The sequence below is a fragment of the Sporosarcina sp. FSL K6-3508 genome, assembly GCF_038615825.1.
GTDB lineage: Bacteria > Bacillota > Bacilli > Bacillales_A > Planococcaceae > Sporosarcina > Sporosarcina newyorkensis.
The window spans coordinates 1551873-1565718 of the sequence record NZ_CP152016.1 but is presented as its reverse complement, the minus strand read 5'-3'; the positions used below and the strand labels follow the sequence as shown (position 1 = coordinate 1565718).

15 protein-coding genes are annotated in these 13846 nt (G+C 43.3%); 3 read left to right on the top strand and 12 right to left on the bottom strand.

Annotated elements, in window-relative coordinates; genetic code table 11:
• Positions 1-7: 7 nt before the first annotated feature.
• Genes MKX97_RS07355 through MKX97_RS07345 form a run of 3 tightly spaced genes read right to left on the bottom strand, consistent with a single transcriptional unit; the run spans position 8 to position 2044 of the window.
• Positions 8-421: a Fur family transcriptional regulator gene (locus MKX97_RS07355; RefSeq protein ID WP_009496848.1), complete on the bottom strand. Its 414-nt coding sequence runs from the start codon at positions 419-421 to the stop codon at positions 8-10.
• A gap of 25 nt (positions 422-446) precedes the next feature.
• Positions 447-1277, bottom strand: coding sequence for a metal ABC transporter permease (locus MKX97_RS07350; RefSeq protein WP_009496850.1), 831 nt, complete (start codon positions 1275-1277; stop codon positions 447-449).
• Positions 1274-2044 (bottom strand): metal ABC transporter ATP-binding protein, encoded by a 771-nt coding sequence (locus MKX97_RS07345; protein ID WP_040758124.1) that lies wholly within the window; start codon positions 2042-2044, stop codon positions 1274-1276. The genes MKX97_RS07350 and MKX97_RS07345 overlap by 4 nt, the downstream gene beginning before the upstream one ends.
• A gap of 99 nt (positions 2045-2143) precedes the next feature.
• On the opposite strand from MKX97_RS07345, the gene MKX97_RS07340 reads away from it, so the two are divergent.
• On the top strand, positions 2144-2386 hold the full coding sequence (locus MKX97_RS07340) for a hypothetical protein (protein ID WP_009496854.1): 243 nt from the start codon (positions 2144-2146) through the stop codon (positions 2384-2386).
• Positions 2387-2423: 37 nt separating this feature from the next.
• Here the strand turns inward: MKX97_RS07340 and MKX97_RS07335 are convergent, their stop codons facing one another.
• Both MKX97_RS07335 and MKX97_RS07330 read right to left on the bottom strand, forming a co-directional pair.
• Positions 2424-3326 (bottom strand): deoxyribonuclease IV, encoded by a 903-nt coding sequence (locus MKX97_RS07335; RefSeq protein ID WP_342537283.1) that lies wholly within the window; start codon positions 3324-3326, stop codon positions 2424-2426.
• Positions 3326-4618, bottom strand: a complete 1293-nt coding sequence (locus MKX97_RS07330; RefSeq protein ID WP_009496858.1) for a DEAD/DEAH box helicase — start codon at positions 4616-4618, stop codon at positions 3326-3328. The genes MKX97_RS07335 and MKX97_RS07330 overlap by 1 nt, the downstream gene beginning before the upstream one ends.
• A gap of 112 nt (positions 4619-4730) precedes the next feature.
• On the opposite strand from MKX97_RS07330, the gene MKX97_RS07325 reads away from it, so the two are divergent.
• Both MKX97_RS07325 and MKX97_RS07320 read left to right on the top strand, forming a co-directional pair.
• Positions 4731-5180: a YqfQ family protein gene (locus tag MKX97_RS07325; RefSeq protein WP_221835026.1), complete on the top strand. Its 450-nt coding sequence runs from the start codon at positions 4731-4733 to the stop codon at positions 5178-5180.
• Between the two features lie 69 nt (positions 5181-5249).
• Complete coding sequence (locus MKX97_RS07320; RefSeq protein WP_009496862.1) at positions 5250-6215, top strand: 4-hydroxy-3-methylbut-2-enyl diphosphate reductase; 966 nt, start codon at positions 5250-5252, stop codon at positions 6213-6215.
• Positions 6216-6264: 49 nt separating this feature from the next.
• Here the strand turns inward: MKX97_RS07320 and MKX97_RS07315 are convergent, their stop codons facing one another.
• The 7 genes from MKX97_RS07315 to dnaG all read right to left on the bottom strand — a co-directional run bounded on the left by MKX97_RS07315 (position 6265) and on the right by dnaG (position 13820).
• Positions 6265-7386 (bottom strand): Nif3-like dinuclear metal center hexameric protein, encoded by a 1122-nt coding sequence (locus MKX97_RS07315; protein WP_009496864.1) that lies wholly within the window; start codon positions 7384-7386, stop codon positions 6265-6267.
• Positions 7383-8081 carry a tRNA (adenine(22)-N(1))-methyltransferase TrmK gene (locus tag MKX97_RS07310; protein ID WP_009496866.1) on the bottom strand — a complete coding sequence of 233 codons (699 nt, stop codon included), beginning with the start codon at positions 8079-8081 and terminating at the stop codon, positions 7383-7385. The genes MKX97_RS07315 and MKX97_RS07310 overlap by 4 nt, the downstream gene beginning before the upstream one ends.
• Positions 8082-8207: 126 nt before the next feature.
• Entirely contained in the window at positions 8208-8579 is a 372-nt protein-coding gene (gene cccA / locus MKX97_RS07305; protein ID WP_040758125.1) for a cytochrome c550, read from the bottom strand.
• Positions 8580-8717: 138 nt separating this feature from the next.
• On the bottom strand, positions 8718-9857 hold the full coding sequence (locus tag MKX97_RS07300) for an acyl-CoA dehydrogenase family protein (RefSeq protein WP_342537282.1): 1140 nt from the start codon (positions 9855-9857) through the stop codon (positions 8718-8720).
• A 308-nt stretch (positions 9858-10165) separates the two neighbouring features.
• Positions 10166-10732 carry a hypothetical protein gene (locus MKX97_RS07295; protein WP_342537281.1) on the bottom strand — a complete coding sequence of 189 codons (567 nt, stop codon included), beginning with the start codon at positions 10730-10732 and terminating at the stop codon, positions 10166-10168.
• 91 nt (positions 10733-10823) lie between these two features.
• Complete coding sequence (gene rpoD / locus MKX97_RS07290) at positions 10824-11993, bottom strand: RNA polymerase sigma factor RpoD (RefSeq protein ID WP_078816534.1); 1170 nt, start codon at positions 11991-11993, stop codon at positions 10824-10826.
• Positions 11994-12008: 15 nt separating this feature from the next.
• Positions 12009-13820, bottom strand: a complete 1812-nt coding sequence (gene dnaG, locus MKX97_RS07285; protein ID WP_009496873.1) for a DNA primase — start codon at positions 13818-13820, stop codon at positions 12009-12011.
• Between the last annotated feature and the right edge of the window lie 26 nt (positions 13821-13846).

Sequence of the window (13846 nt, the reverse complement as noted above, 5' to 3'; positions counted from 1 at the left end):
CCTGTTTTTATTCAATACACCTCGGACATCTCCCATAAATTTCAAACTTATGGCCCTCTATTTCATAATCCGATAAATTTACTGTCACCTGATCCATCGGACAACTAGGAATGGATTTCGTATTTCCGCAGGTTGTGCAAATAAAATGATGATGGTGACTATCTGAAGCACACTGCATGCGGAAAAGACGTTCCCCATTCAGTTCTGTCTCATCCAATATTCCCAATCTAGAGAAGACCGCCAGATTACGATAAATCGTATCGAAGCTTATACCTGGATTGTCCTGTTCAACTGCATTTCGAACCTCCATTGCTGTAACATAACGATCAACTTGATCAAAAAAACGCAACAGGATGTCACGGTTTTTCGTACGTTTATAATCATGCTTCAAAAGAATTTTCCACGCTTCGTCCATTGTCATCCTGAACCGCCTCCTTTCTCACTCTTTACGCGCGAACCTTTTTCCAAAATAGTACGATCAGTAAGATGAAAACTGAAGTCACTACTATTGTTCCGCCCGGTGCGATATCTAAATAATAAGCAGAAATAAGTCCGATAATCACGGCAATTTCACCGAAGATTACTGAATAAACAAGCGCTCCCTTATAACTTTTTGCAAGTTGGATGGCTGCAGCAACGGGAAGTGTCATCAGCGAAGACACGAGCAAGATCCCGACGATCCGCATCGAGGCTCCGATGACAAGCGCTGTAATAACCATGAATGCCGCTTGAATGATCCGCTCATTAATGCCTGATACTCTCGCATACTCAGGATCAAACGCCAATGAAAACAACTCTTTGTAAAGAAAATATAAGAACGCTATAACGATGATTGCAATCAATAGCACAATATATAAATCCTGACGACTAACAGCTGAGACTGAGCCAAACAAATAGCCAACTAAATCCGTACCGAAGCCTTTTGCCAACGAAATAAAAATCGCTCCAAAACCGATACCGGCAGACAGGATAATCGGAATCGCCAATTCTTCAAAGCTGCGGTATACTCTGCGCAATCGTTCAATCAACAATGAACCAACGACAGCCGCTCCCATCCCTAAATATACAGGATTCAATGCTGCAAAGAACAATACTTGCTGACTTAAATACAAACTACCTGCTATCCCCGCCAAAGCAACATGGCTTAACGCATCTGATATCATCGCCATGCGCCGAACGACGATAAACAATCCAAGCATAGGCGCGATCAATCCGATGATCAGCCCGGACAGGACTGCGTTTTGTAAAAATTCATAAGTGAAAATCGCTTCAATCATCTGGCACGCTCCGTTTCTTTTTGATGAAGCCGGCGAACTGGATGTCCATACCAGCCGGACAACTCCGACTCACTCATCTTCTCGTAATCTGCATGCACGCCATGGAAATGAATGGTGCGATTTAAACAAGCTATATGCGTCGCAAGCTGTGTCACCAGATCAATTTCATGTGTTACCAATAAAATCGCAATACCATAATCACGATTTAATTCACTAAGCATAGAATAAAAGGATTCGACGTTTTGACGGTCAATTCCGACTGTCGGCTCATCCATGATAAGAAGATCCGGCTTGCTCACCAATGCTCTCGCGATAAACACACGCTGTTGTTGGCCGCCCGACAGATCACCAATACTTTTTCCATGATAGTCCGCCATTTTGACGACCTGTAACGCATCTAATGCCCGTTGTTCGTCTTCTTTAGTAAATCGTTTGAAGAGACCTTTTTTACTCGTCAAGCCGCTTCTCACGACTTCCAAGACCGTAGCAGGGAACCTTGTCGTAAAGGCATTGGACTTTTGCGAAACATAACCGATTCTCTGTTGTTGCTTGAACGAATCGATCGGTCCTCCAAATAATTGAATTGTACCTTCCGTCGGTTTCAGCAAGCCTAAAATGATTCTGAGCAACGTGGATTTACCGGAACCATTCGGGCCAATTAACGCCCAAAACTCCCCCTGTTTCACTTCTAGACTGACATCAGAAAGTGCAACGGAGTGGTGATACTTATGTGTAATATGATCTAATTTGATAATGGAATTTGTCATATACATATCCCTTCCTGTAATTCGTAATCATTACGATTACTTAATAAATTATAGCGGAATATGTTAAAGGATACAACCAATTGAAAGGATTTGAGGAGAATGGATTTACTACAGTTGATTCAGGAGATCAAACAGTTGTCCGATAATGAGGCGCAACAGTATGCGGCAAGTCATGGTGTACAGTTGTCAGTGAAGCAAATTCAGCAGTTGCGCCCTTTATTGGATGAGGTGTCGTTGTCATGGCTGTTCACTGGTATTCCATCTGTTTTTCTAGAGAAAGTATCTTCTGTCATCGGATACGAACAAACGATGCTTTATTTAGATCAATACAAGTTGCAATAGAAAAAGCGCTGCAAACTAGCAGCGCTAATTAGGTATGTTAGTTATTCAACTCTTGCAGTAACTCAGGTGTGAATTTTTTATTTTTCAGCATTTCGATTTCAACTGCATAAGGTGCTTTTTTGTTTGCTTTGTCCGTCCCGATGAAAGGTGTTTCCAAAATTTTTGGAATGTCTTTGAATGTTGGGTGGTGGACGATGTATGCAAGCGGGTCGAAACCGATGTGGCCGAAACCAATGTTTTCGTGACGGTCTTTTCCGGCGCCGCAGACATTTTTGCTGTCGTTGACATGAATAACGGAAATTCGATCCAAGCCGATGATTTTATCGAATTCGTCGAGTACGCCTGCGAAGTCATTGACAATGTCGTAGCCTGCATCGTGGACGTGGCACGTGTCGAAGCAGACCGACAGACGTTCATTGTGTATCACACCGTCGATAATTTTCGCAATTTCATCAAAGCTTCTGCCGCATTCTGTACCTTTTCCAGCCATCGTTTCCAGGGCAATCCGGACATTGGCGTCTTTAGAGAGCACTTCATTCAGACCTTCTATGATTTTTGTTATACCCATGTCCGTTCCAGCGCCGACGTGTGCTCCTGGATGCAGTACGATTTGATTAGCTCCGAGTGCTTCTGTCCGCTCTATCTCCTGCTGCAGAAAATCCACGCCTAGACGAAACGTTTCAGGCTTCGTCGTATTCGCAATATTAATGATGTACGGTGCATGGACGACGATTTTGGATTGGCCATTAGCTTCCATATGCGCCGTTCCTTTTTCTATATTCAATTCTTCGATTGGTTTACGTCTCGTATTTTGAGGTGCTCCAGTATAGATCATGAAGGTGTTCGCTCCATATCCTAATGCTTCTTCACTTGAGCCGAGAAGCATTTTCTTGCCGCTCATCGATACGTGGGAGCCCAAAAGGATGTCATTTGCTGTCATTATTTCTTTTTCATTCTCCTTTGTCTCTTTTTGAATTTTTCTTGTTCTTCAGCTAATTTTTTCTTATAGCCTGGCTTGACTTTATCCGGCTTACGGATTATAGATGCAGCCTTCTTATCAATTTCGTCGACTTCTCTTATACGTTTCTTCCGGGCTTGTCGTTCTTTCACTTCGATCCACTCACCATTTTTCACGTCTTCATGGACAAATGGAATGCCTAGTTTTTCAATACGGTTGATTTGATCTTCGTCTGATGGAGCATATAGCGTGATGGCCATACCGCCGAGACCCGCACGTGCCGTCCGCCCTACACGGTGGATGAAGAACTCTAGGTCCTCCGGTAATTCGAAGTTGATTACATGGCTTACGCCCGGAATATCGATCCCTCTCGCAGCAAGATCTGTTGCCACAATATATTGATACTCAAGGTCACGCACTTGTTTCATCATTCTTGTCCGTTCACGCGGCGTCAAATCCCCATGAATCCGGCCCGGCTTATAACCGTGCTCGGCTAAATAATCTGCAAGTTCATCTGCATTTTGTTTGGTATTCGTAAAGATGATCGCCAAATACGGTTGAATGGCATCCATAACGTGAAGCAACTTTTTCTTTTTGTCCATACTTCTGACTGGTACTAATGAATAATGCATATTCTCTGTCAGTGGTTTTTTATCATCCATCTGCACATGAACAGGAGAATTCATATATTTAGCTAAAAACGGTTTCAATTTCTCCGGAATGGTCGCTGAAAATACATACATGCTAAGCTTATCAGGCATTCTTGAGGCAAATTGATCGATATCCTCAATGAACCCCATATCAAAAGCGAGATCCGCTTCATCGATTACAAGCTGAGTAGCTGTATGAATCGGCAGCGCTCCTACTTCCGCCATATCTCGAATACGGCCTGGCGTGCCCACGATAATATGAGGAGTACTTCTCAAGCGCTCTGCTGATCTTTTCTTATCCGTCCCACCAATCAAGATGGCACTTTTAATATCTGTCTCTTCGATTAGTTTCTTTAATTCTGTATGGAGCTGCGTCGCCAATTCACGGGTCGGTGCCGTGATGACTACTTGCAATTCATCTTGTGCTGTATCGATCTTTTCGACGAGCGGGATCAGGAAACTATGTGATTTCCCTGTACCTGTATGTGCTTGTCCTATAGCACTTGTGTTCTTCATTATAAGCGGGATCATTTCTTTTTGAATGGGTGTCGGTTCTTCAAAACCCAATTTTTGAATCGCTTCCCTCAAAAATGGTTTGAATTGATAATCTGTATATTTCGACATATCGTTCCTCCTCTAGCGTATTTCTTATTGTACCATGATTCGGTGCCATCAGTAGTTTTTTTCGCATAGGATACTATGAGAAGTACTCAAAACGTTTAGAAAGGAGTTCGTGATGAGATATCAATCATTTTATCCGTTCAGTAATCAACAGTCAGCCATGAGGCCCAGTACTCCTCCCCCGCAATTTACTGGCGGCGGGATGCGGCAGCCATTTTCTTCCGGCATGCCGCCGACTTCAGGGTTCCCGCAAGCAGGCGCAAGCGGACAGCAGGCCGGCGCTGGTGGGGCTGGCGGGCCTTCACGAGCAGATCAATACATGCAGACTGCCAATCGATTTTTGAATACCGCTCAGCAATTTGCGCCGCTTGTACAACAGTTTGCACCTATGCTCCAAAATTTACCCGCCATGTGGAGATTATATAAAGGATTCCAGTCTATGCCAAATGCACCTGCAGCAACACCTACTGCACAACCAGGTAGTTCACCCGCGCCTAGTGCCCGAGCAAGCGCTGCACCTGTCAGCCAGCCTTCCGCACCGCGTATTTTCCAGCCTCCCTTCTGAACTCTTTGAATCACCCGCCAATCTCCGCTATAATGAAAGAGAAGTTAGTAGAGGAGTGGAGTGGAATAAATGAAAGTACTCAAGATTTCACCAAGAGGTTATTGTTATGGTGTGGTTGATGCGATGGTCATTGCGAGAAACGCAGCTCTCGATACATCCCTGCCGAGACCCATTTATATATTAGGCATGATCGTCCATAATAAACACGTTACAGATGCATTTGAAGAAGATGGGATCATCACCTTGGATGGGGAAAACCGCTTAGATATTTTGCGTAAAGTCGACAAAGGTACCGTTATTTATACAGCACACGGCGTTTCTCCTGAAGTGCGTAAACTGGCAAAAGAAAAAGGTCTCGTCGCGATTGACGCTACGTGTCCGGATGTCTCCGTCACTCATCATTTGATTGAGGAAAAAGTGGCAGAAGGCTATGACATACTTTACATCGGAAAAAAACACCATCCCGAGCCTGAAGGGGCAATCGGTGTGGCGCCAGAGTCGGTTCATTTAATCGAAAAGCTGGAAGATATCGAAAACTTGGAAGTCGAGAATGATCGTCTGTTGGTGACGAATCAGACGACGATGAGTCAATGGGATGTCGCACATTTAATGGAAGAACTGCAGCGCAAGTTTCCTCATATTGAAGTGCATCAGGAAATTTGTTTGGCGACTCAAGTGAGACAGGAAGCAGTCGCGGAACAGGCTGGAGAAGCGGATTTATTAATCGTTGTAGGAGATCCGAAGAGTAATAACTCGAACCGCCTGACGCAAGTATCTGTGGAGATTGCCAATACGCCATCTTACCGTATCTCCGATGTTTCAGAAATCGATCCCGCATGGTTGATGGATATCGAGACAGTTGCGGTAACGGCAGGTGCTTCGACGCCTACTGTAATCGTTAGAGAAGTTATTGCCTACTTGAACAAGTTTGATGCAGCAGATCCTTCGACACATCAACCAGAACGGCAATTTAAGTTGGAGAAAATCTTACCGAAAATCAAAAACCCGAGTCCCGTCATTCGGATTGAACCTTAAACGCAACGTACGAATAAACCGGCGAGAGAATAAATCTCTCGCCGGTTTTTTAGAATAAAAATTGAAAAGGCTCCGTATTCACTTTTGATTCGATGAATTCTATATCGTATTTCATTTCGTTGCAGAGTTTGGATAGGTTTCGGGCGACTCCCTCAATCATAATCTTCTCTATGTTATGTCCAGGGTCGACTACAGCCAGTCCTAAGCTTTGTGCATCTTGTGCGACATGGTAATATAAATCGCCGGTCACCAGCACGTCCGCGCCCTTACGCTTAGCTGCTGTGATGTATTTGTTGCCGTCGCCGCCTAACACCGCTACTTTGCGAATAGATGTTTCCGGATCCCCGACAAAACGTAAAGCTGGCACCTTAAAAGCGTTTTTGACATGCTCTGCAAATTGTTTTAGTGTCATCTCTTCGGACATGCGACCGACTCTTCCGATGCCATGCACATTTATTTTTTGTTGCATTTTGAACAAATCAAATGCCGGCTCTTCATATGGATGCGCTGCAAACAAGGCTTTAATGACTTTCGGCTGAAGACTTTCCGGAAAAACGACTTCGATTCGTTCTTCATCCACTGAAGTAGGCTCTCCCACTTCACCAATTGTTGGATTCGCTCCGTCAACCGGCGTGAAACGTCCGATTCCATGCGAGCTGAAACTGCATCCGACATAGTCTCCAATAGCCCCGGCACCTGCTGCCGCTAACTCTTTACGGAGCTGATCTGCATCTGTCTGCGGACAAAATACAGCCAGTTTTACTAAGTGCTCAGAACTCGTTTCCTCGATTGGTTCTGTATCCGTAATGCCGAGACGGTCTGCCAGCATATCATTGACACCGCCTTTTGCGATATCTAAATTGGTGTGTGCCGCATAAACGGCTATATCATGCTTGATGCACTTTTCAATCATCTTTCCTTGCGGTGTATCTGTCCATATCGTTTTCAATGGCCGGAAAATGGGCGGATGATGCGCGATGATGAGATTAGCTTCTTGTTCAATCGCTTCGTCAATTACTTGTTCGTTAACGTCAAGCGTCACAAGCACTTTATTCACATGTCGATTTAGTTGACCAATATGCAGACCAATCGGGTCTCCTTCAAATGCGAGCTTCTTAGGTGACCACTTTTCAAAAACCTCAATAATCTGATATCCATTTACTTTTTTCATTCAGCTAACACCTTCCTGACTAAATCGTAATTGGTTTGGATTGATTGCTTTTTCAGTCGAATTTCGTTTGTTTGTTCTGCTTTATCCAAAGCTTCTAATACACGTACCCATTCCCGTGTTTCCCTCTCCCATTTCGCACGGAAAACGGGTGAAGATTTTTGTCGCAAGATGGGTCCCAGCAGAAGGTCTGTTGGCGAATACTCTGCTGATCCCCTTTCCAATACCAGAATTTCATAAATTTTACCGTCTTCTTCTAAAATCTCTTCATCCACAAGTTGAAATCCGTTTTCTATCGCCCATTGTCGAATGGCAATCGCATGCAAATTCGGTTGAGCAATAATTCGTTTTACATGACGCAGACGTTCTTTCCCTGCCTCTAAAATCGATGTGATCAACGTTCCGCCCATTCCCGCGATGGTTACGGTTTCTACTTCATCTGCATCTTCAATGGCCAGTAAACCATTCGCTAGACGCACTTCAATACGATCGGCAAAACCATTCGCTTGTACATTGCGTTTTGCTGATTCGAATGGACCTTTCACGACTTCTCCTGCAATCGCTCGTTGAATAACGCCTTTATTCATCAAATAGCATGGCAAATAGGCGTGATCGCTGCCGATATCAGCGAGCACAGTGTTTTTTGGAACGAACCTTGCGACCATTGCAAGGCGTTTGGATAATTGGTTGGTATTCATAAGTCCCCGCCTTTCATTCCATTCTATTGTATATTTGACAAACCGTACATGCAATGCAAAAGAGCCATCAAACCAAGGAAGAGTGGTCCCCCTCCTGGTTTAATGGCTCTATTAGTAAGTAGATACTCAGTCTAACGATAAAATGTATTCAACCATTTCATCTATGTTCTCGTCCGGAACAAGTCCAGCTGGCATAGCAGTTCCTGGAACGCCATCTTTGATTGCGTCATGCATTTCTTCCGCAGGGAATGCTTGTCCGTTTAGAGCAGGTCCCATTCCGCCTGATAAGTTATCTCCGTGACAACTTACGCACTTTTGTTGTGCGACAGCTTCTGCGTCAAATTCGCCGGTATTTGCATTTTCTTCAGTAGTGGCTTCTTCTTCATCTGGTCCAGCAATTTCTTTCTTTTGATCTAAACCATAAAGTGACATGAAGAAAATCAGTCCAATTCCTAGCGCAAAAATCAAAAGATAAGGTACAACAGGATTTTTATTCATTGGATTACCCTCCTTCATCAGAATCTATTCTGTAAAAGATACAGTACACAATTAACATTGTACTGTATCTATGAGAAAACTGAAAGTGTTATTGAACGACTTTTCACCTTTTGTGACAGATTGGACATAATTCAACATTCAGCAACCAATTTGTCGTGCAATCACCATACGCTGTACTTCTGAAGTACCTTCCCCTATCTCGAGCAGCTTCGCATCCCGCAAATATCGTTCGACTTCATATTCACGCATATAACCATAACCGCCGTGTATCTGAATTGCTTCGTTGGCAATTTCCATGGCGATTTCAGATGCATATAATTTACACATCGATGCTTCTGTCGTGAATTTCCTGCCTTGGTCTTTCAACCAAGCTGCCTTATAAACCATATTCCGCGCCAATTCGATTTTCACAGCCATATCTGCAAGCTTAAATTGGGTGATCTGAAATGAAGATAGGCTCTTACCGAATTGCTTACGTTCTTTTGAATAACGCAACGCTCGGTCATAGGCTGCCTGCGCAATCCCAACTGCCATTGCACCGATTCCGATACGTCCACCATCCAATGTCACTAAAAATTGTTGAAACCCTTTCCCTCTTACACCAAGCAAGTTCTCTTCCGGCACGACAACCTGATCAAGTAACAACTCAGTCGTATTGGACGCATGAAGACCCATTTTTTCATAGTTATCCATGACCGTAAAGCCTTCTGAATTTGTCGGCACCATAATTGCACTTATTTCTTTTTGACCGTCCGTGCGACCTGTGACGGCTGTTATAGCTAAGTGCTTCGCATAGCTGGCATTTGTAATATAAACCTTGGAACCATTGATCGTGAACTTTCCGCCTTCTAATCGTGCTGTCGTTTCTGTCCCTCCAGCATCTGACCCGGCATTCGGCTCCGTCAGCCCGAATGCTCCAAATGATTCCCCTGTGCAAATAGGTGTCAAATACGCTTGTTTTTGCTGTTCCGTACCGAATAGATGTAACGGGGCACCTCCAAGCGAGATGTGGGCTGAATACGTTATCCCTGTAGATGCACACGCACGGCTCAATTCTTCCGTCACAATGGCGAAACTGATCGTATCTGCACCTCCCCCTCCGTATTTCTCAGGGAACGGCAAGCCCATCATGCCCATTTGAGACAGCTTCTTAAAAATTTCGATAGGGAATGTACCCGTTCTGTCTCGTTCAACCGCGCCAGGAGCGACTTCTTCATTCGCAAAATCCTTCATTAACTTCTTAACCATCTGCTGTTCTTGAGTTAAATCAAAGTTCATTTTGATCATCCTCTCTATGAAAGCCCTTACATAACATTATATAGAGATTGGATGAAATATAACAATGAATATATTATCCTTCATCCTATTTATCTTTATTCAACAGACAACTCCCATCTCTATAGGTCGTGAGATGAATGCGGTTTATTAATCTGTTCAGCGGATGTTTAAACGCCCGCTGAACAATAGAAGTACAAAGGCTAAGATCGCCCCACAACCTGCGGCAAAGGCTAACTGACCTGCGTCACGCATGCCTAAGCACAAATCAAAATATGGAAGCAATTACACCGCGGTGTAATTGATTTAAATCAAAATGATAAAATTAAAAAGCCGACGATCGTCAACAAGCCTAAAGAACCGGAAATCGTAAAGTATAGTAAGTTCATTAGTCTGCCTGTAAATAGCCACAGACTGCAATTCAAAACAAGTAATCCAATTAATAATGTAGTCTCACCATTAAAAAATGCTGTCCAGATTTTCAAGGACATCATCAGCAACAGAAAGGCCATCGATATGTATAGGAAAGGAGCAAAACCTTTCTTGATGAACAATTTTCCTGAGGAAATCACGAGAAAAAGCAGCGAAAGGACCGTGGCTGAAAGTAACGTGGCTATCGGATATTCTTTCAGTAAAAACATGGCGACGGATACCAAGCCTGCCAGCAACAAACTGATGAGCAGAATCATCAATTGCTTTGTTCGCAACTGTTTTTTCTCTTTGTGCAGAGCGGAAGATTCCTTTATGACCATCTCGTCAGGATCTTCTCCTTGCGCGTACAGTGTAATCAAAAAATCACAGTAGTGTTCAGGAAGAAGTTTATTCTGTTTCCAATAGCGGATTTCTGAAATGATTATTTGCTTCTTTTCTTTTGTCATCCTTTCTCCCCCATTAATACCAATCAATAAAATTGTTCTTTTTATGGATCCAGAAGAAAAAGCATCGGCTAATTTGAAGCCGATGCATCTATTACTCTAAAAAGTCTTTTAAGCGTTTGCTGCGTGATGGATGACGCAATTTTCTAAGTGCCTTGGCTTCAATCTGGCGAATCCGCTCACGTGTTACGCCGAAGACTTTACCTACTTCTTCCAGCGTACGTGTACGGCCATCATCCAGACCGAAACGCAGACGCAAGACATTTTCTTCCCGGTCTGTCAATGTGTCCAAGACATCTTCGAGCTGCTCTTTTAATAATTCATACGCCGCATGATCTGAAGGAGATTGTGCTTCTGAATCTTCGATGAAGTCACCTAAATGAGAATCATCTTCTTCTCCAATCGGTGTTTCCAAAGAGACAGGTTCTTGTGCGATTTTCAGGATCTCACGTACTTTTTCAGGAGTTAAGTCCATTTCCTCTCCGATTTCTTCTGGAGAAGGCTCTCGTCCTAAGTCTTGCAGAAGTTGACGTTGTACGCGAATCAATTTATTGATCGTTTCAACCATATGCACAGGAATACGAATTGTACGGGCTTGGTCTGCAATCGCACGTGTAATTGCTTGGCGGATCCACCACGTAGCATACGTACTGAATTTAAAGCCTTTTGTATGGTCGAACTTCTCGACAGCTTTAATCAGACCCATATTCCCTTCCTGAATCAAGTCAAGGAATAACATACCACGGCCGACATAGCGTTTAGCGATACTGACAACCAATCGCAAATTCGCCTCCGCCAATTTCTTTTTGGCATTTTCTCCACGAATAATAGCTGCATCTATTTTAGGTGTCATTTCGTTTGTTTCTGCCAACTCTGCTTCCGCTTCAATACCTTCTTGAATCCGAATCGCCAAATCAACTTCTTCTTTACCTGTCAATAAGTCGACACGCCCGATTTCTTTCAAATACATACGAACGGGGTCGTTGATCCGGACTCCTGGCGGCACACTCAAATCATTTAAGTCGAATTGTTCTTCCGCATCACTCTTGGCATCTGCTTCTTCTTTTCTATCCATTTCGATACCTTGTGCTTCTATCTGATCGAGAAACTCTTCAAATTGTTCAGGTTCCATTTCAAAAGATGCCAGTTTTTCTGTTACATCCTCTAGTGTTAGTTCGCCTGTTTTTTTACCAGCCTCTATAATAGCTGCCTTTGCTTCTTCAATAGTCAATTCTACTTCTCCCGTTTGTTCTTCTTTTGTCATAGCGACTATACCTCCTTACAGAACCTTTAACGATCTCACAAGTTGGATTACCTCTGTGGCCAACTCCATTGCTTTTAGTAGGTCGTTCTTTTTTTCTGCTTCTTTTGATTCATGTTGTTTTTGTTCAATCAAACGTTTTAGTTGATTGCGTTTTAAGTGACGGATACAATCTTCTACTTCTTGCCCTGTATGCTCTTGTGAACGTTCTGTCAAAATAGCTTCCATGACGATTTTCTTCAATTGCCGGTCTTCCAACATTTCAGCAAATCGTTGATAGTTGGGCAAGTCATATTGTTCATAAAACGCGGCCAACTTGAAAAATATTTTGATGACGTCGTCTCTGACAAATAAATCTTGAAGTTCTGCACGCTTTTCTTCAAACAAGTCGGCGTCCATCAATAGGTGAGCAAGGAGCAGCTGTTCCGCTCGATCTGTCTCCGTTCTGTTCGCTGTAGCACTGGTTAAGCTTACCGATCGGCTTTCTTCCACTGGATCTGCATCACGTGTCTGTTTCGCCTTTCGTGCTATAGACTTTGTAAACTCCTGTCCGAGTGACTCTTTGGAAGCATTTGTTTCACTATGGAGTTGTTGAATCAATAAATCCTTTTCAATAGGAGAACAACGGTGAGCAAGTTCATTGAAAACTTCATGAACATACTGCTTAATATCATGATCAATCGATAAGTTTTTGTCTCTTCTATAATAGGCAGCGACAAAAGAAATATACGAAAGTGGCTGATCTAAGATTTTCTCTGTAAATGCGTCGACTCCCTGTTGGGCGATGAAATCATCGGGATCCATTCTATCTGGCAGAGTGGCCACGAGCACATCCATTCCACTATCAATCAAACTGTCGGCAAATCGTTTGGCGGCCCCCCAGCCAGCAGAATCTCCGTCACAGCAAATGACCACTTTCTTTGCCATTCGCTTCAGTTTCACGATATGATGTGATGATAAAGCAGTACCCATGACTGCGACCGTATTCCCGATTCCACCGCGGTCTGCAGCAATCGTATCCATAAAACCTTCGAATAGTATTACTTTACCCGATTTCCGAACATTAAGACGTGCCCGATGAAAATTAAACAAAACCTTGCTCTTTTCGAATATCGGAGTCTCTGGACTATTGATATATTTAGCGTCTGAAGACGAATCCTCCAATCTTCTTCCAGAGAAGGCAATGGTCATGCCATTATCATCCTGAATTGGAAACATGATTCTTCCCCTGAAGCGGTCGAAATATCCCGATCCATCCTCTTTTTGAAAACAAAGTCCTGCGGTTTCCATTTCTTTCAGATCAAAGCCCTGCCTAGTTAATAATGAAGACAAAGCATCTGATTGAACAGGAGACCATCCTATTTCATACTGTTCGATTTGATCACGCGTAAACCCTCTATTTTCTAGATATTCTAATGCTTTTTCGCCTTCTATGGTGTTTAAGAGCAGATGGCTATAAAAATTGGCGGCAAGCGTATACGCTTTAAGCATTTGTTGGTTAGAAGAGGTTTTCGTCGTTTGCGCATCGTTTGTTGAAGCTTCTAGCTCCATTCCAATACGACTTCCGAGTTTCAGAATGGAATCGATGAACGAACGGTTTTCCATATCCATCATAAAGGTGATGGCATTCCCGCTTGCTCCGCATCCGAAGCAGTGAAATAGTTGCTTGTCTTCGGAAACAGAGAAGGATGGGCTGTTTTCTTCATGGAACGGACACAGTCCAAACCAATTCTTTCCCCTTTTCGACAATTGGACATATTCACTGATCAAATCGACAATGTCTGTTCCTGAGCGGATTTCCTCAATCGTGTCGTCAGATATTCTTGTCATTCTATCACCATTTCCACTCTATATAC